We start from the raw sequence: 19,070 nt of genomic DNA on the forward strand, positions 1-19,070 counted from the left end.
GGGCAAAAAAGAGGCCGAATTGTAATCACTTTAACTATGCCCGTCAACAAGCAAAAGCATTAAGTGACAAAATTCTAGCCATTTATTTTCTAGCCTACCTAGTCAAAGCCACCAGAAATTGTGGATAACTCTGTGCATGACCACTACATCTTGTGGATCTTGTGATCATTCATAAAAACTAGGCCGCTAATTATAGATCGATCTGGATCGCTTTATAAAGCTGGATTTGCAGCTTTTTACAAATAACTAGATCGCGGTAGATCCTTTTGGATCTGTATCATCTGCCAAAGGTGATCTATCTGGGGATAATTATATTATAAGGATAGCGATCCTAGTGATCTCACGATAGAATACCCATCTTTGTATGATCTTTTGGGGATAAGTACGTGGCGGTTACACTTTGGCAGCAATGTCTCGGGCGACTACAAGACGAGCTCTCGGCTCAACAATTCAGTATGTGGATCAGGCCGTTACAAGCAGAAATGGATGGGAACACACTGGTTCTCTACGCGCCAAATCGCTTCGTTCTCGACTGGGTCAGAGACAAGTATATTAACATCATTAATCAGTTTTTTACTGAGCAGATGGGTAGTGATGCACCTAAGTTACGCTTCGATATAGGCAGTAAACCTGCGGCTCCACGTCCGATTCAGGCGACGCCTGCAATGGCCCCACCGCGCGTTCAGATGAATACCAGGCCGGCTAAAACTACATTTAACATGAATATGCCCGAACCGGCAATCATGGCGAATCACAGAAGTAATATTAATCCGGCTTATCAGTTTGAAAACTTTGTCGAAGGTAAATCGAACCAATTAGGCAAGGCTGCGGCACTGCAAGTTGCCGAGAATCCTGGTGGCGCTTACAACCCCTTATTCCTCTACGGTGGAACTGGCCTGGGTAAAACCCACCTGTTACACGCCGTGGGCAATGCCATCATCAAGAATAATCCCAACGCTAAAGTGGTTTACATGCATTCTGAGCGTTTCGTTCAGGATATGGTGAAAGCCTTGCAGAATAATGCCATCGAAGAGTTCAAACGTTATTACCGTAGCGTAGATGCATTATTTATCGATGATATTCAATTTTTTGCCAATAAAGACAGATCCCAGGAAGAGTTCTTCCATACCTTCAATGCGTTATTGGAAGGCAATCATCAGGTGATCTTGACCTCAGATAAATACCCGAAAGAGATCGACGGCGTAGAAGATCGCCTCAAGTCTCGTTTCGGCTGGGGCTTAACCGTAGCTATCGAGCCTCCTGAGTTAGAGACTCGTGTGGCCATCTTGATGCGTAAGGCACAAGAGAGTGGTGTCAATCTACCCGATGAAGTGGCTTTCTTCATTGCTAAGCGATTACGTTCTAACGTTCGTGAACTCGAAGGGGCCTTGAACCGAGTGATAGCTAACGCTAACTTTACCGGTCGACCAATCACTATCGATTTCGTCCGCGAAGCCTTGCGAGATTTGCTAGCACTGCAGGAAAAATTAGTCACCATAGATAATATCCAGAAGACAGTAGCCGAATATTATAAGATTAAGATGGCCGATATGCTGTCTAAGCGTCGTTCACGCAGTGTCGCCAGACCTCGTCAGGTCGCTATGGCACTATCGAAAGAATTAACCAACCAGAGCTTACCTGAGATAGGGGATGCTTTTGGTGGTCGTGACCATACAACTGTCTTACACGCATGTCGTAAAATTGCACAGTTACGTGAAGAAAGTCATGACATTAAAGAAGATTATGCTAACTTGATCCGTACGTTATCTTCATAAACCTGGGAAATTGAAACTGATGAAATTTTCAATTGATAGGGATGCCCTATTAAAGCCGCTGCAATTAGTTAATGGAGCGGTGGAGAGACGTCATAACTTGCCTATTCTGGCAAACCTCTTAGTTGAAGTGAGTGGACACTCACTTAAGATGACGGGTACCGACCTTGAGGTCGAATTAGTCGGTCAGGTTCAGTTAGAGGGTGATGTTGTAGAGGGGCGTATTACCGTACCGGCGAAGAAATTTCTCGATATCGTTAAATCACTTCCCGATCAGGTCGAGCTAAAGATTGAACAACAGGAAAATCGCCTGTTACTCAGATCTGGTCGCAGTCGTTTTACGTTAGCGACATTGCCGGCGGAAGAGTATCCCAATGTCGAGGCCTTTCAGTCCGATATCGAATTTACCATCAAGCAAGGCACGCTTAAGTCGCTTATCGATGCGACTCAGTTCTCCATGGCTAACCAGGATGTACGTTATTATCTTAACGGTCTACTACTGGAAACCGATGGCAATGTACTGCGTGCCATAGCAACCGATGGCCATCGCTTAGCCTTGAGTCACCGTCAAATTGAGGCGACTCTGCCTGAGAAGCAAGTGATCGTGCCCCGTAAGGGTGTCGTTGAGCTGCAACGTCTGTTCGAAGGTGAAGACTTAGATGTGACTATCGCTATAGGTGATAATGCCATACGTGCGACAACATCCAGTGCCGTGTTGACCAGTAAGCTAGTCGATGGGCGTTTTCCTGATTATCGTCGAGTCTTGCCTAAGGGTGGCGACAAAGTTGTCATTGCCAGTAGAAACCAACTTAAGCAGGCTCTGCTACGTGCCTCTATCCTCTCAAATGAGAAGTTCCGTGGTGTGCGAGTACAGCTGGAAAATAATTTACTTAAGATAACTGCTAATAATCCTGAGCAGGAAGAAGCCGAGGAGATCATAGATGTGGAATATGATAACACTCCATTGGAAATAGGCTTCAACGTCAGTTACCTGTTGGATGTGTTGAATAACTTACCTTCAGACGATGTGCGTATCACGCTTATCGATGGCAACTCAAGTGCGCTGATCGAGAATCATATCGAAGAAGATTCTATGTATGTGGTTATGCCGATGAGGCTCTAGTCTTAATTCGACAAGATAAACCCAAATTAATATTGAACAGGCTGCTAACGCAGCCTTTTTTGTGTCCGGTAACTTAAGATTGGATGGCGATGGGCTGTTAACAAGCGGGTTTGTGTCGGGAACACTTATGCCACTTGGCCATGGATGGCTAACAAGCGGCTTTGTTTTGGCTGTTTATGGTCCATAAGTGACAGGTAAATTAGCTTTTTCTTGTGCTGTTAGCTTGTAGTGATTTTACCGCCTTATTTTGGATGAAATCCGCGCTTTGATGTGGTCTGTGGATATGCTAATCTTCTTGGCTATTTGAATTTTTCCACCTAATAATTTGCGACGTTTTTATTCGTTAAATTACGTGCATCTTGTTAGCTTGCCCGAATAAGTGATTAATGAGCCATAAATGAGTCTGACGCGTCTTCATATTGAAACTTTTCGGAATATCGCTTCTGCTCAACTGCTTCCGGCCGAAGGGATTAATCTCATTTATGGTCTGAATGGCAGTGGCAAAACCAGTATTTTAGAAGCTATCTATTTTCTTGGTATGGGCCGTTCCTTTCGCAGCCATCTTTCCCAACGTGTGATTCAACACTCAGATGATAAGTTAACCTTATTCGCTAAGTTAAATGTGCAGAATAAAGAGAGCAAGATAGGCCTAAGGCGATTTCGCAGCGGCGAGACCGAGGTCAAGATTGATGGTGATAAGATCAAGCGTCTATCTACTCTGGCCGAGTCTTTGCCGATACAAGTGATCACTCCCGAGAGTTTTGCCTTACTGTTTGATGGGCCAAAATCGAGACGTCAGTTTATCGACTGGGGAGCGTTCCATTGTGATAAAAGTTTCCATTCGGCCTGGGTCAATGTAAAACGGATTTTAAAGCAAAGAAATCAATTGCTTAAAAATGAGGCTGGCTACTCTCAGATTCAATATTGGGATACAGAGTTGGTGCGTTATTCTGAAGTCGTAACAGATATCAGAACCCAATATGTAAACTCGTTAAATGAGCAACTTAAGGGTATAATCGGGGAGTTTTTACCTCAGGTCGATGTGAAGGTTTCTTTTACCCGAGGTTGGGACAGTAAAACAGATTATGCGCAGCTTTTAGAGACGCAATATCCCAGAGATGTATCCAGCGGCAATACCGCTAGTGGTCCCCATAAAGCCGATTTGAGATTACGTGTAGGCACCTTGCCTGTTCAGGATGCTTTATCCCGGGGACAGCTGAAATTGTTAGTCTGTGCACTGCGTATTGCACAGGGAAAATTACTCAAGCAGCAAATAGATAAGAATAGTATTTATCTGGTGGATGATCTTCCATCGGAATTGGATGCAAAGCACAGGCAATTGTTGCTGCAGCAGTTAACCGATACCGGCGCACAAGTTTTTGTCACCGCCATCGAGCCTGCAGCGATACTAGATTCGTTAAACACGCCACCGAGTAAGGTGTTCCATGTGGAACAGGGGCGTGTAACGGTAATTGAACAACCGACGAGAGAATAATATGTCAGAGAATAGTTACGATTCTTCGAGTATTAAGGTACTAAAAGGCCTTGATGCAGTACGGAAGAGACCAGGGATGTATATCGGTGATACCGACGACGGTTCAGGTTTACATCACATGGTATTCGAAGTGGTCGATAACTCTATCGATGAAGCTTTAGCGGGCCATTGTAGCGAGGTTATCATCACTATCCATGCCGATAATTCGGTATCGGTGAAAGATGATGGTCGTGGTATTCCAGTTGATATTCACCCGGAAGAGGGTATATCGGCCGCAGAAGTGATCATGACTGTACTCCATGCGGGCGGTAAGTTCGATGATAACTCTTATAAAGTATCTGGTGGCCTACATGGGGTGGGTGTTTCGGTTGTAAACGCTCTGTCTGAGAAGTTACAGCTGACTATTCGCCGTAACGGTAAACTCTACGAGCAGTTCTATACCATGGGTGTGCCCGATGCGCCGATCAAAGAGATTGGCGATGCGACTAGTACGGGTACCGAGCTAAGATTTTGGCCAAGCCATGAAACCTTCACTACTAATATCAAATTTCATTTCGATATTCTGGTTAAACGAGTTCGTGAACTGTCATTCCTAAACTCGGGTGTGGGTATCCGCTTGATCGATGAGCGTGATAACCGTGATGAGTTTTTCCAGTATCAAGGCGGCATCAGCGCCTTCGTTGATTACTTGAACGTCAACAAGACAGCGGTCAATAAAGACGTGTTTCACTTCATTCAAGAGCGCGATGACGGTATCACTGTCGAAGTGGCTATGCAGTGGAACGATGGTTTCCAGGAGAACATCTTCTGTTTCACCAACAACATTCCTCAGCGTGATGGTGGTACTCACCTTGCTGGTTTCCGTGGTGCCTTGACCCGTAACCTTAACGCCTACATGGAGCGTGAGGGTTATAACAAGAAGGGCAAGACCAATGCTACCGGCGATGATGCCCGTGAAGGCCTGACTGCGGTTATTTCGGTTAAGGTTCCGGACCCTAAGTTCAGTTCTCAGACTAAAGATAAGTTGGTTTCAAGCGAAGTTAAGTCTGCGGTTGAGCAGACCATGGGTGAGAAGTTGGGTGACTACCTGATGGAACATCCAAACGAAGCTAGATTGATCGTCGGTAAGATTATCGATGCGTCTCGTGCTCGTGAAGCGGCGCGTAAAGCCCGTGAGATGACGCGTCGTAAAGGTGCCTTAGATTTAGGTGGTCTACCGGGTAAACTGGCTGATTGTCAGGAAAAAGACCCAGCGCTTTCTGAAATATACATAGTGGAAGGTGACTCTGCTGGCGGTAGCGCCAAGCAGGGGCGTAACCGTAAGAACCAAGCAATTTTACCGCTAAAAGGTAAGATTCTAAACGTTGAGAAGGCTAGATTCGATAAGATGCTTTCTTCTCAGGAAGTCGCGACTCTGATCACCGCACTAGGTTGTGGTATCGGTCGTGATGAATATGATCCCGATAAGACTCGTTACCATAACATCGTCATCATGACAGATGCGGACGTCGATGGATCTCATATTCGAACTCTGCTACTGACCTTCTTCTTCCGTCAGATGCCTGAGCTTATCGAACGTGGCTATATTTATATCGCCCAGCCACCTCTCTATAAGGTGAAGAAAGGCAGACAGGAACAGTATCTGAAAGATGAGCTGGCCTTGACTGAGTTTCTGACTAACTTAGCCCTAGACGGTGGTGAGCTGCATTCTTCAGCCGATGCGCCAGCTATCTCAGGTGCACCGTTAGAGAAATTGGTTTATCAGTATCGCGAAGTGGAAACCATCTTTGATCGTTTGAACATGCGCTATCCGACTCTGTTGACCGAACGTATGCTTTATCATCCAGCTCTGGATGCTGAGATGTTAGCCGATGAAGCTAAGGTTAAGCAGTGGTGTGATGAATTTGTCGCTGATCTAACAGAGAAAGAGTCTGGCGGGGTTATGTATAGCGCTGATCCAGTTATGGACCCTGAGCGTAAAGTATATTTGCCAAATGTGCACATACGTAAGCATGGTATCGATACCAGCTATCTGTTTACCTATGACTTCCTCAATTCAAGTGACTACGAGCGTATGGCTAAGCTTGCAGCTGCTCTTGAAGGACTCATAGTTGAAGGCGGCTATATCAAGCGCGGTGAACGCATGAAGGAGATTTCTACCTTCGTCGAGGCACTTAACTGGCTGATGAACGACTCTAGACGTGGACTTTATATTCAACGATATAAGGGACTGGGTGAGATGAACCCTGAGCAGCTTTGGGAAACCACCATGGATCCTGAGACACGCCGTATGCTGGTAGTGACCATCGAAGATGCTATCGGTGCCGATCAGTTGTTCACCTGTTTGATGGGTGATCAAGTTGAACCGCGTCGTCAATTTATCGAAGAGAACGCACTGAACGTAGCTAACTTGGATGTTTAACAGCAGTCTTAAGCTGTAAGTTATAAGCGATAAGTAAAACAAAAGCCCTGGAGAAATCCGGGGCTTTTTTGTACATGGCAGGAGATGTTCCTACATCTCTGTGCATTCCTATCATCCGTGATAGTCAGAGTAGTTATCCCCGGAGTACAGGAGGTACTAGGAGGGGGTTAATGTCTGGAACATTTATGTCATTCTTTATTAAATAAGAGGGACAGGGATGTATACAAATAAACGTTGCACATGGCAGGAGATGTTCCTATATTTCTGTGCATTCCTATCATCCATGATAGTCAGAGTGCTTATCCCCGGAGTACAGGAGGTACTAAAAGGGGGTTTATGTCTGGGGATAAATATTCTCTTGTGGATGTCACCTTCCTGCTTTATTCCTTCGGCTGCTTTGCACTATTTATCGAGCTAATCAATTAATCGATCATTCCTTGATAAGCTAGTTATCAATAACAAGGAGATAAATTCTATGAAAAACTTTGCCAAGTTAGGTGTAATAACCTTAGTCAGTCTGTTGAGCTTCTCATCTGTGGCGGGAAGTTCATCGCCAGGAAAGGATTGGGTTAAGGTTGCCGATACCGAGCTTAAGAGTGGCATCAATAACATTAATATCGATAATAATTTTCGCGAAAAGCGTTTCGATATGATTAAGCTTAAACCCATGAAAGAGAACATGAGAATAAGAGATCTCTACGTTATCATGAAGGGAGACGATGGAGCGACTAGCCATCAGATGTTTGGCCTGTTGCGAAAGGGGAGTTTTAGTCAGGGGGCTATGGTGAAGGAGAGTAACAAGAGTATTGCCAGCTTCACGATTAACTTCGACAAAAATATTGCCAATTCAATAAACTTCAGAAAATCTAGCATCGAAATATGGGCCCATAAGGCTTAGCTGCTTATGCCGTGAGCCTTGCACTGATCTGTTTAGCAAAGCTGAGTGCATGCTCACTATCCCCGTGTATACAGATGCTATCGGCCTTGAGTCGCAGTAAGGCTCCATCGAGTGTCGGTAGCGGCTTATTCCCTAGTAATAACTCAACCTGCTCCAAGGCTTGAGTATCGTTTTCTATCACAGCGCCTTGCATCTGCCTAGGTGCCAGGCTGGCGTTGTGCAAATATCGCCGATCGGCAAAGGCCTCTTCGATAACATCGAGTCCCTGTTGTCTTGCTAGTTGCACCAGTGGGCTGGCGGCAAGGATCATCAGTTTTAAACTTGGGTCTATGCGTTTTATGGTTTCAATTAGTAGTAGCCCTAAACGCTCGTTGAACGCCGCCAGGTTATAAAGAGCACCATGAGGTTTCACGTGGAACATTTTAGCGCCCAGAGAGTCACAGACGGCTTTTAATGAGTTAATTTGCTGATAGATCGAGGCTAATAGCTCTTGGTCTGAAATTATCATGGGCTGACGACCAAAATGTTTGCGGTCGGGAAAGCTGGGATGGGCGCCAATATTAACACCCGAGGCTAATGCTAGCCTAACAGCTGTGTGCATACTCGATTGATCACCACTATGACCTCCGCAGGCAATATTAGCCGAAGTGATCAATTGCAGCAGGGCTGCGTCATTGGCTCCTCCTTCACCTAAGTCGGCATTAAGGTCGATAGGGTAGCCTTTCGAATTTGATAACATGATAGACCTCTCTTCCTATTGTTCAGTTATAAGCTGTAAGTGATCAGTTGTAAGCAAGAGCTATCAAGAATCTTGCTGTTGCCACTTGTCGTTTACAGGCGTCCTCCGTGATTGCTTTTATCAACTACAGCTATCAATTGCCTTTTGGAGACGATAAAAATATTGTTGCCATTCGTAGTTTGCGTCTTCCGCCTGGTTTGGACTCACATGAGTAAATTGCAGTTTATCTCCTGGCCTTGTCTGCGCCAGCTTCCACAGATCCGCTTCAATCACTGTGGCAATCTTAGGATAGCCGCCAGTGGTCTGCCCATCGGCTAGTAGAACTATGGGCTGGCCCGATGGCGGCACCTGAATGGTACCAGGCATGACAGCATGCGAGTTTAAGCTTTGCTCTTGCTCTAAGCTTAATGCTTGGCCGGATAAGCGTGCGCCCATGCGGTTACTCTCGTTTGAGACCTGCCACTGGCTACTCCAGAATACTTTACGTGACTCCTGGGTAAATAGCGCCATCTCGGGCCCAGGTAGGGCGCGTATCTCACTAGAATAACCTCTCTGCACTGCACCAATAGGCTTAGAAAGGGATAGTTTTTCTCCTAAGGGGATTCGGTCCCCTATTTTGAGGGCTCTACCTAAGTGACCGCCAAGTGCGGCGGTCACTAAGGTGGATCTAGAGCCCAGACATATAGACACATCTACGCCGCCATCTATGGCTAAATAAGCACGCATGCCAGATTTAGGGCCTCTCAGACTTAAGGTTTCTCCGGCCTGAATCTTGTTGCGCCAGCCATGCCATATCTCTCTAGCGCCAATCTTGATCTCATACTTTGCGCCTGTCAGGGTAAACCAGGCATCACGATGAAACTTGAGCTCAAATGTTCCCGCCGTGAGCTCTAGACCAGCCGCATTATCTGGATTGCCAACTAAACGATTAGCCAGCATCAAGGCTTGTCGATCTAATGCCCCCGAGACTGATACACCTAAGTGGCGATAGCCTGTGCGTCCAAGATCTTGAACTGTGGTGTGAAAGCCCGGAGTGAGTACCTCTATCATCTTGGTACCTCTGATTTAGCTTCTTCAACTTCGTCCAAAGACTCTATGTCAATGAATTGCACTGTATCGCCAGGTGAAAGCAGAGAGGGTTTAGTTCTATCGTTATCGAATAAATTGACTGTACTGCGACCTATAAGTTGCCAGCCGCCGGGAGACTGAGCCGGGTATATGCCAGTCTGCTCGCCACCTATACCGACAGAGCCTGCTGGAATTGATAATCTGGGAGTCGCTAATCTTGGGGTAAAGAGTCGTTTATCTAGTCCATCCAGATAGGGGAAACCAGGCTGAAAACCCAGGAATAGCACGCTATATTGAGTCGAGGTATGTATTGCTATCACCTCTTGGGGCTCGAGCTTGTTGTACTGGGCAACAAAGTTAAGGTCTGGCCCATACTCGCCACCATATTGGACCGGGATCTTGATCAGTCTTCCAGGTTTTTCTTGGACTAGTTTACGGGGCCAAACTTGGTTAACTTGATTGATCCACAATGGGATTTTCTTACCGTCTTTGAAAAAAAGCGTCAGATTATTATTACCTGGGACAATATCTTCAAAGTCACCACTGGTTCTGCATATATCTGCTACGTGCCATATTTTTCTCTGTATCTCTAGCTTGCTGCTCGAGCTTGATAGGCTGGCGCAATCCAGTACTAGGGCTTTTTCGCCGAGTCTGAATAATTTAGGTAGCAGATCCTGATTCATGTGATGCGTGCTTCACGTCTTAAGCTAAAGGATTAGGATAATACTTAAAATCTAGTTTGTAACCCGATAAACATCTCTGATTATTTTTACAGGCGCTATGATTAAGTTTCTATCTTGGCGCTGTTTACTTACCCGGTCATATAAATTGGTTAGAACACTTTTTAATAAGCTGTTTAATATCAGAGATAAAACCTTTCTTGCCGAGCCGAAAAGCTTTAGGCAGGACACCTGTGTCCAAGATAAATTAGCCTGTGCATCGGCTCAAGCACAAGATCAAGCCGGTGCAGAGGAAGAGCTTATTTCTGATTCAGTCGATCTTGCCGCCTTGTTTTATAGTCTACTTTTTCCTACCAGATCTAATGACACTGGGGGAGTCGCTAATAATTTAGAGAAAGCTGTGATGGGTGACGTAGAGCATGCTCTGATGTCACCTCAAGATGTCGCCGATAAGGTCCTTAAACTACCAAGTAAACTAGCCGAGTTAGGTAGACGTCTCAAGGATGAGAGTGTCGATATAAAGGTGTTGGTGGAAGAGATTCATGACGATCCTGTCTTGAGTGTCGAAGTGATGAAATTATGTAACTCTCCGGTATTTAAGCGAGGAGACAGAGAGGTAACTAGCCTACAGCAGGCCTTCGTTCAGTTGGGCAGAGATCAACTTAGGCGCCTGGTTACCACCTGCATGGTGCGTGAGATGATAGTGATTAAACCTATTTATTATCGCCGCTTCGGTCTGCAAATATGGCGTCATTCAATGCAAGTCGCTTACCTGGCATCCGAGTTGGCCACTGAGCTTTCCGATCAGGATCCCGATACGGCATTTCTCTTGGGCCTACTCCATGACGTTGGAAAAATTGCCATCTTCAAGATGCTATTGGATGAGTTTCAATTAGCAGAACCTGGAGAGCAGCCCAGCTCCTGGCTATTCAGGCAAGTGATGACCTCTAAATCCCTCAGTTTGAGTGCCTTGCTGGCTCAATGCTGGAATTTACCTAGATGCTTCGAATCATCTTTGAGCCAATTAGCCAATCTAGATTCTAAGCCAACAGAGACGTTAGCAGCTCTGGTATGGCGTGCTAATCTGATCAGCGAGTGTTCCATGCTTTATCATGGTAAAAAGTTAGATGAGCCTTGTTTGGCACGCTTGTTAATCGATGCTGATCTAAGCCGAGATGAGTTTGAGGTTTTACATAAGAAGCTGAAAGAGATTTAAAAGAAAAAGCCCCAGATTTCTCTGAGGCTTGTTTTTTAACCGGTACGAATTCCTAGTTCCCTATTCTTAGCATTTAAGAGTTAGGAACTAAAGCCTTCTTACTGCAGTAAAGATATATCTGCTGCATGGAGGAACTGCTCGCGTAGGCTTGAAAGCAAGGCTAAACGGTTGTTCTTCAAGGCTTCGTCATCAGCCATAACCATGACATCTTCGAAGAAGGTATCAACGCTTTCGCGTAGATCAGCCAGAAGTGCCAGTGCTTCCTGATAGTTTGCCGCAGCAAACAGAGGAGCCAGCTTAGGTTGAAGCTCATTGAGCTTCTCTGCCAGTGCTTTCTCTGCGTTTTCAGTCAATAAACTCGCATCTATGCTTGCTGGAATATCACCTTCAATCTTAGCTAGGATATTAGACACGCGCTTGTTAGCCGCGGCTAAAGCCGATGCTTGATCCAGTGTTCTAAAGTGAGCTACGGCCTTGATACGACTATCGAAGTCGGCAGGTGCCGTTGGACGACGAGCCAGTACGGCTAAGATCACGTCGACGCTAACGCCTTGATCTTGATACCAGGCACGGAAACGACCCATGAAGAATTCGAGCACCTGCTCGGCAGTTGTCTCATTGCTGAGGTTGCTGCCATGCAGTTCCTGCGCCTTAGCGATAAGGTTAACCAGATCTAGAGGCAGGTTATTCTCGACGCAGATACGCAGAATACCTATGGCGGCGCGGCGTAGTGCGAATGGATCGGCAGCGCCCTTAGGTGCCTGACCGATACCGAAGATACCAACCAGGGTATCCAGTTTCTCAGCCAGCGCGACACAGATAGATATGCTTGCTGTAGGAACCGTGTCACCGGAGAACTTAGGCTTGTATTGCTCTTGCAGAGCCAGAGCCACAGCTTCAGTTTCACCGTTGAGGCGTGCGTAATGCATGCCCATGGTGCCCTGAAGATCGGTGAACTCCATAACCATGTTTGTCATCAGATCTGACTTAGAAAGTAGGCCTGCACGTGATGCATCTTCGGCATTAGCATCTATGCTGCTAGCGATAAAGCCTGCCATTTCTGAGATGCGTTCGACGCGCTGCTTGATAGTACCAAGCTGCTTCTGAAATACGACGGTTTCCAGGCTGACCAAGCGGTCTTCCAATGTCTGTTTCTTATCGTTTTCGAAGAAGAACTCGGCATCTGCAAGGCGTGGACGAACCACTTTCTCGTTACCCGAGATGATCACCTGAGGATCTTTAGACACTATGTTAGTGACGAAGATGAAGTTAGGTAGCAGTTGACCTGTTTTGTCGAATACAGGGAAGTACTTCTGATCGCCTTTCATGGTGTAAACCAAAGCTTCAGCAGGTACATCGAGGAACTTCTCTTCGAAGCTGGCGGTTAATACCACAGGCCATTCGACCAGAGAACAGACCTCTTCCAGCAGCTCATCTTCAAGATCGGCAATACCGCCAATCTTAGCCGCAGCAGCTTCTGCATCGGTTTTGATAATAGTCTTACGGACTTCGTAATCGGCTAGTACCTTGCCTTTTTCTTTCAGTGCCGACAAATAGTTATCGGCGTGATCCAACTCGAAGCTGGCTTGGCCCATAAAGCGGTGGCCACGAATGACACGATCTGACTTTATGCCTAGTAGCTCACCTGCAACGATTTCACTGCCAAATAGCATAGTTACTGTATGAACAGGACGGATAAATTGCGTCTTGTTACTGCCCCAGCGCATTGGCTTAGGGATAGGTAGCTTATCTAATGCACGTTGCGCCATAGCCGAGATTAGGCTCTTTGTTTCTACACCGACAACTTTTGCCTGATGCAGTAACCATTCGCCTTTATCTGTTTTCAGACGGCCGGCTTCTTCGACTGTGATACCGTTACCACGGGCCCAGCCCATGGCGGCTTTAGTCGGATTACCATCAGCATCGAAGGCTTGAGCCACTGCTGGGCCACGCTTTTCGACGACTTTGTCGGCTTGAGCAGTGGCGAGTTGGTTGACGCTAAGAGCTAAGCGACGTGGGGCGGCATGCCAAACGGCGGATTCGAAGCTAAGCTCCGCTTTTTTCAGCTCATCGGTAAAGTTGCTCAGGAAAGACTCTGCGAGTTTACGCAGGGATTTCGGAGGCAGCTCTTCGGTGCCGATTTCAATGAGTAAGTTTTCGAAATTCATATTTATTACCTCTACTTACACATCGGGAAGCCGAGGGCTTCACGGGCTTGATAATAGGATTGTGCGACACCTTTAGCTAAGGTGCGAACGCGTAAAATATAACGCTGACGTTCGGTTACCGAGATAGCATGGCGGGCATCAAGCATGTTAAACGCATGAGAGGCCTTCATTACTTGCTCGTAGGCCGGAAGTGGTAGCGGCTTTTCGAGAGCCAAGAGACGCTCACAGGCTTTTTCACAATCATCGAATAATCTGAAAAGTACATCAACATCGGCATGTTCGAAGTTATAGGTAGATTGCTCGACTTCGTTCTGATGGAAGATATCACCATACATGATCTTACCCATGGGGCCATCGGTCCAGACTAGGTCATAGACGCTGTCAACTTCTTGGATATACATGGCCAGACGTTCCAGACCGTAAGTGATCTCACCGGTTACTGGACTACACTCGATACCGCCAACCTGTTGGAAATAAGTGAACTGAGACACTTCCATGCCATTTAACCAGATTTCCCAACCTAGACCCCAGGCACCTAAAGTAGGTGATTCCCAGTTGTCTTCTACGAAACGTACATCATGAACGCTCATGTCTACACCGACAGCTTCTAATGAGCCTAGGTATAACTCCTGAATGTTGCTTGGAGATGGCTTCAATACAACCTGAAACTGATAATAGTGCTGTAGACGGTTAGGGTTATCACCATAACGGCCATCTGTTGGGCGGCGACATGGCTGCACATAGGCACTGCTCATTGGCTCTGGGCCTAATGAACGTAGGAAAGTTTGTGGGTGGAATGTACCGGCACCAACCTCGATATCTAGAGGTTGAACGATGGCGCAACCTTGCTGCGCCCAGTACTCCTGCAGGGTCATAATGAAACCCTGGAATGTCTTTACGTCATGTTTCGTCGTCATGTCTACTGTCTACGCCGTCAGGATGATACCAACACCTTGTCTAGATGCTTATTTAGCAGCTAGAGCTAGCTTGGAAATATAAAAATGGTTTCGATTATACCTTGTAGAAATAGGCATATGTAGGTTATTTTTTATCTCCTAAAGGAAATAAACATAAAAATAATATTTAGGAAGTAAGTCCATGGATAAGAAGCGCTGCGGCTGGGTTGGGGATGATCAAATTTATCTGGATTATCATGATTATGTTTGGGGTCGACCCGTGTACGACAGTAAGGAGCTTTTCGCCAAGCTCTGCCTCGATGGCCAGCAAGCGGGACTCTCATGGATCACCATTCTCAAGAAGCAAAAAAACTATGAAGCGGCATTTGCTAATTTCGAACCCGCGATAATTGCTAAATTTGATGCTGTTAAGGTCGAGGAGTTACTCCAGGATAAAGGCATCGTCAGAAACCGTCTAAAGGTTAACTCCATCATCAAGAATGCGCGCGGTTACATGGCCAACTTTTCTGATACTAAGAGCGAGCAGGGCAATGATTTCTCCGAATTTCTCTGGAGCTTCGTTGGTGGCAGTCCGATTGTGAACCACTTCAACTCTATGGAAGAGATCCCCGTGAAGACCCCAGAGTCTGAAGCCATGTCTAAGGCTTTGAAAAAAATGGGTTTTAACTTCGTCGGACCGACAATCTGTTATGCATTTATGCAGGCTGTAGGTATGGTTAACGACCATGCAACATATTGTTTTTGTTATGATAAGTGAAATAAATAAGGGGCTTATTTCCAGGGGCTAGGTTTTAGAAGAAGGAAGAGCAAGTCGTAGTGCTTAGAAGGAAGTAAAGCCAAGATAACGGCTGCACCTGTTAGATGTTCGTTGCTCTTTCTGGTAAAAGAAAAGTCTCTGGGAACTAGAAGCCTAGGTCCTAGTTTCCTAGGAACTAAAAAAAAGAGTGTTCCACGTGGAACACTCTTTTTATTTTCAGACTTTATTTCAGACTTTATTTTAGGATTTACATTTAGGTCTGCATCGGGAAGAGATATTTTTAGATTATCTAGTCAAAAAATAATTTTCCTCAAATTAAAATCCTCGTCCAAAGTTAGCCAGATTTTAAAATTAAAAACAGCTATTAATGTTCAAAAAAGAAAGGCTTTCTCTCTTTACCTCTATTTTTTGATCCACCGTTTAACTGGTTCATAGTTTCGGCGTTGTAGAGTTTGCCGTTGACCATGGTATAAGTAACTCGATCTGTGACTCGAATATCTTCTAGTGGGTCACCATCGATAACGATCAAGTCGGCGAGTTTACCTTGCTTGATAGAACCTAGTTGATGATCCATGGCGAAGTGTTTAGCCGGATTTATGGTAGCTGTTTTTAGCACTTCGAGATTACTCATGCCACCTTGGGCAAACATCCACATCTCCCAATGAGCTGCTAAACCTTCACGTTGACCATGGGCCCCAATATTGGGTTTAACGCCCAGATCATTCATCTCATTGGCGACACGGGCAACATTGAAATGGTTGTAATGTTCATCCGGTGCGGTTGGGCGTCTCATGGATCTGGCGTCTAGTAGATCACTCGGTACATACATGGACAGTCTCGGGTGTGCCCAAACATCTGTCTTATCGTACCAATAGTTCTCACCCGATATACCGCCATAGGCGACGACTAGAGTCGGGGTGTAACCGACTTCAGTCTGACTCCATAGCTGCTTTATATCATTGTAGATAGATGCCGCTGGCAGTGAATGTTCGATACCCGTATGACCATCGACAATCATGGTGAGGTTATGTTGTAGCAAACTGCCACCTTCAGGTACAACCATCATCTCGAGTTCACGAGCGGCCGCTATGACTTGTTGACGCTGATTACGACGCGGCTGGTTATAACTCTTCACACTGAATGCGCCGACTTTCTTCAAACGTTCCAGGTGGAATTTGGCATCATCCAGTGAATCTATGTGAGATGTGTAGCCTGGACCATTGGCTCCATAGAGAATGGTACCAGTGGAGAAGATGCGTGGACCGGCAATATTTCCCGCTTTCTGTTGTTCGGAAGCGGCGAATATCTCTGTGGTATCGTTAGACGGATCATGGATAGCCGTGACACCTAGAGACAAGTTTGAGTAGAGTTCCCAGTTTTGCTGGGGGATAATTTCCTCTTCACCTTGTGCGCCATGTGCATGAGCATCGAATAGACCCGGCATCAAGGTTTTGCCCTTGATGTCTATGACAGTGGCCTCACTTGGGATTTGCGTCGATGAGTCACCGACAGAGATAATCTTGTTATCCTTGATGATGACAACACCATTCTCAATCACCTTGTCATCTTCCATGGTGATTATCTTGCCACCGACAAAGGCAATTGTTCCACGTGGAACATCGGCTTTCTGAGTGAATCCCAGGTCGGTTATCTTAGGTTCGACCTTAGCGATATCTGAGTTAGTTTGCTCATCATTGTTGGTTTTTCTTTGGTCTTTATACTCTATATCTACAGACATCTGATATAGCTCTGGGCCCAAGGTCCAGTAGAGTTGATCGCTGTTACCGTTCCAACTGATACTCTCACCGGCACGCACACTCAATTGGCTGACAGGTAAGTTACTCGCCTTAGGGCCTATCTCTATAGTCTCGCCGTGTTTAGCGAATGGAGTGACCCAGACCTTGAAACGTTCAGCGAAAGCGAGCTGCTTGCCATCGGGAGATATGCGAAATTCTGTACCTAGCTTGCTGGTGTAGTGAACTCGTTTCTGGAAGCCATCTAGGTTTATTGAGGCGAACTCTGGAGTCTCACCCTGATCCATAAAGTAGACTCGTTCTGAATCGGCACCAAACTGTGGTTGATAACCGTCTGGCGTGATGCGGGTATTTTGTTTGCCTTGAATATCTACCTTATACAGACCTGTATTCTGGGACCAGGTTTTCGGTGTGATATAACCGCCTTTAGCTTTACGGTAAACTACGAAGGAACCATCGGGTGAGAAGGTGGGTTCTACATATTTACCCGGCTCCTTGGTCAATGTTTTACTGCGTTTGTTCCTGACACTGACGACTTTAACTGTACCTTGCTGCTGATCATCCCAGGTGGTAAACACCACACTTCTGCTGTCACGGGACCACTGGGGATACAGCTCTCTCAGCTCTGAATCTAGTTTAGTGAGCCGGCTATGCTTGTCTGATTTATTAGATAAGCTCTTAATCCATAATTTACCTAGGGCTTCATAAACGACTTTCTTACCATCGGGTGATACCTGAGCCATACGCAGCATATTGACGTCGAATACATCCTTATCAAGGTCTTGCTTGAATCGTACCGCAGGTTGAACAGCTAGCTCTGTCTTCACCGAGAAGGGGATCTGTTTAACTGATTTTGACTCGACATCGATTTTGTTAATCTTACCGCCAGCCCAGAAGACTATCTCTTGGTTATCACTGGTCCAGCTCATGGTCGGGTAGACACCATGAATGGCCCAGGTCTCCTGCATGTCTCTGTCTAGCTTGCCGTATAGCTTCTCTTTCTTGCCAGATTTAAGGTCGAGCAGGTAAAGGGAAGACTGAAATCCATCACGTTTGATATAGGCTAGCTTAGTTCCGTCCGGACTCGGGGTCGGTCTTATGGCACCACCTGTGCCTTGGACTAATACTTCTATATCCCCGGTCTCGGTATCGTAGCGCTTTATCTTATAGATGCCCTTGACCGAATTTTTCGAGTAATGGAATGTCTTACCCGGAGTGGCATCTTGGCTAAAGTAGATATAGCGGCCATCTGGAGAGTAGGCGGGTTCGCCTAAGTCTTTCTGTTCGTTAGGGCGCTCGGTGAGCTTAATGCCTTCGCCGCCAGCAATATGATATAGCCAGACTTCTCCGGCACCTAGACTACGTGAGCCTGTGTAATGCTTACGTGCGACCAGGTATTGTGAATCCGGACTCCAGGCTGGGCTATTGAGCAGACGGAATGTTTCGTCGGTAACGGCTCTTGGATTGCTGCCATCGGCATCCATGATCCAGATATTGTCGCCACCGTTTTCATCCGAGGTGAAGGCGATATACTTACCATCCGGGCTGTATGTCGGCTGCATCTGCCAGGCTATGCCTTTAGCTAATACTTTGGCCTCACCACCTTGCATGGGGATTTGATAGATATCACCCAGCATATCGAACACGATAGTCTTACCATTTGGGCTGACACTGATGTTCATCCAGGTGCCTTCGGATACATCAATCTTAACCTGTTCAAAAGGGGCATTAGTCGGCGCGTTTACTTGCCACTTAGCTGCTTTATCTGAAGTCGATTCGCTTGCCATTATTGGCAAACTTAAACTAAGTGCGATTGCAGCACCTAGTGGTGTGAACTTATGTTTTATCATTTGAATCCCTGGTGTTCTTATTTTAATTGAGTCATTACTGGCGCTAATTATTATTTATTGATTGTGCCAGATTTTTCTTAAAGCGAGCTGAGTTGTCATTTGTAATTGTTATGTTTTTTATGCTGTATTTAGCTTGTGTGCTTGCTGGTCTTTTATCGCATATTTTAGCGGCGGGTAAAACTAATATTGTGTAGTAAATTGTAATCTAGAC

Annotated in this window: 13 protein-coding genes; 7 read left to right on the plus strand and 6 right to left on the minus strand. The window is 45.9% G+C overall.

Annotated features, from left to right (window positions below):
• Positions 1-386: 386 nt before the first annotated feature.
• From dnaA to SVI_RS00140, 5 genes are all read left to right on the plus strand, one after another.
• Positions 387-1,775, plus strand: coding sequence for a chromosomal replication initiator protein DnaA (dnaA, locus tag SVI_RS00120; protein WP_013049317.1), 1,389 nt, complete (start codon positions 387-389; stop codon positions 1,773-1,775).
• Between the two features lie 19 nt (positions 1,776-1,794).
• Positions 1,795-2,895 carry a DNA polymerase III subunit beta gene (gene dnaN, locus SVI_RS00125; RefSeq protein ID WP_013049318.1) on the plus strand — a complete coding sequence of 367 codons (1,101 nt, stop codon included), beginning with the start codon at positions 1,795-1,797 and terminating at the stop codon, positions 2,893-2,895.
• A 397-nt stretch (positions 2,896-3,292) separates the two neighbouring features.
• Positions 3,293-4,390: a DNA replication/repair protein RecF gene (gene recF / locus SVI_RS00130; RefSeq protein WP_013049319.1), complete on the plus strand. Its 1,098-nt coding sequence runs from the start codon at positions 3,293-3,295 to the stop codon at positions 4,388-4,390.
• Position 4,391: 1 nt separating this feature from the next.
• Entirely contained in the window at positions 4,392-6,812 is a 2,421-nt protein-coding gene (gene gyrB, locus SVI_RS00135; RefSeq protein ID WP_013049320.1) for a DNA topoisomerase (ATP-hydrolyzing) subunit B, read from the plus strand.
• A gap of 475 nt (positions 6,813-7,287) precedes the next feature.
• Positions 7,288-7,710, plus strand: coding sequence for a hypothetical protein (locus SVI_RS00140; protein ID WP_041419529.1), 423 nt, complete (start codon positions 7,288-7,290; stop codon positions 7,708-7,710).
• A 4-nt stretch (positions 7,711-7,714) separates the two neighbouring features.
• Here SVI_RS00140 and pxpA read toward each other — a convergent pair whose 3' ends face one another.
• The 3 genes from pxpA to pxpB all read right to left on the minus strand — a co-directional run bounded on the left by pxpA (position 7,715) and on the right by pxpB (position 10,200).
• Positions 7,715-8,449: a 5-oxoprolinase subunit PxpA gene (pxpA, locus tag SVI_RS00145; protein WP_013049323.1), complete on the minus strand. Its 735-nt coding sequence runs from the start codon at positions 8,447-8,449 to the stop codon at positions 7,715-7,717.
• Positions 8,450-8,569: 120 nt separating this feature from the next.
• Positions 8,570-9,499 (minus strand): 5-oxoprolinase subunit C family protein, encoded by a 930-nt coding sequence (locus SVI_RS00150; protein ID WP_013049324.1) that lies wholly within the window; start codon positions 9,497-9,499, stop codon positions 8,570-8,572.
• On the minus strand, positions 9,496-10,200 hold the full coding sequence (gene pxpB, locus SVI_RS00155) for a 5-oxoprolinase subunit PxpB (RefSeq protein ID WP_013049325.1): 705 nt from the start codon (positions 10,198-10,200) through the stop codon (positions 9,496-9,498). The genes SVI_RS00150 and pxpB overlap by 4 nt, the downstream gene beginning before the upstream one ends.
• Positions 10,201-10,345: 145 nt before the next feature.
• On the opposite strand from pxpB, the gene SVI_RS00160 reads away from it, so the two are divergent.
• The gene (locus SVI_RS00160; protein ID WP_041420147.1) at positions 10,346-11,413 is read left to right on the plus strand and encodes an HDOD domain-containing protein; all 1,068 of its coding nucleotides are present in this window, start codon (positions 10,346-10,348) and stop codon (positions 11,411-11,413) included.
• A 98-nt stretch (positions 11,414-11,511) separates the two neighbouring features.
• Here the strand turns inward: SVI_RS00160 and glyS are convergent, their stop codons facing one another.
• Both glyS and glyQ read right to left on the minus strand, forming a co-directional pair.
• Positions 11,512-13,581, minus strand: coding sequence for a glycine--tRNA ligase subunit beta (glyS, locus tag SVI_RS00165; RefSeq protein WP_013049327.1), 2,070 nt, complete (start codon positions 13,579-13,581; stop codon positions 11,512-11,514).
• A gap of 11 nt (positions 13,582-13,592) precedes the next feature.
• The gene (gene glyQ / locus SVI_RS00170; protein WP_013049328.1) at positions 13,593-14,498 is read right to left on the minus strand and encodes a glycine--tRNA ligase subunit alpha; all 906 of its coding nucleotides are present in this window, start codon (positions 14,496-14,498) and stop codon (positions 13,593-13,595) included.
• Between the two features lie 181 nt (positions 14,499-14,679).
• On the opposite strand from glyQ, the gene SVI_RS00175 reads away from it, so the two are divergent.
• The gene (locus tag SVI_RS00175) at positions 14,680-15,255 is read left to right on the plus strand and encodes a DNA-3-methyladenine glycosylase I (RefSeq protein ID WP_013049329.1); all 576 of its coding nucleotides are present in this window, start codon (positions 14,680-14,682) and stop codon (positions 15,253-15,255) included.
• Between the two features lie 364 nt (positions 15,256-15,619).
• On the opposite strand, the gene SVI_RS00180 is transcribed toward SVI_RS00175, so the two are convergent.
• Positions 15,620-18,859 (minus strand): amidohydrolase family protein, encoded by a 3,240-nt coding sequence (locus SVI_RS00180; protein ID WP_013049330.1) that lies wholly within the window; start codon positions 18,857-18,859, stop codon positions 15,620-15,622.
• Between the last annotated feature and the right edge of the window lie 211 nt (positions 18,860-19,070).

It is taken from the genome of Shewanella violacea DSS12, assembly GCF_000091325.1.
Classification (GTDB): Bacteria; Pseudomonadota; Gammaproteobacteria; order Enterobacterales; family Shewanellaceae; genus Shewanella; species Shewanella violacea.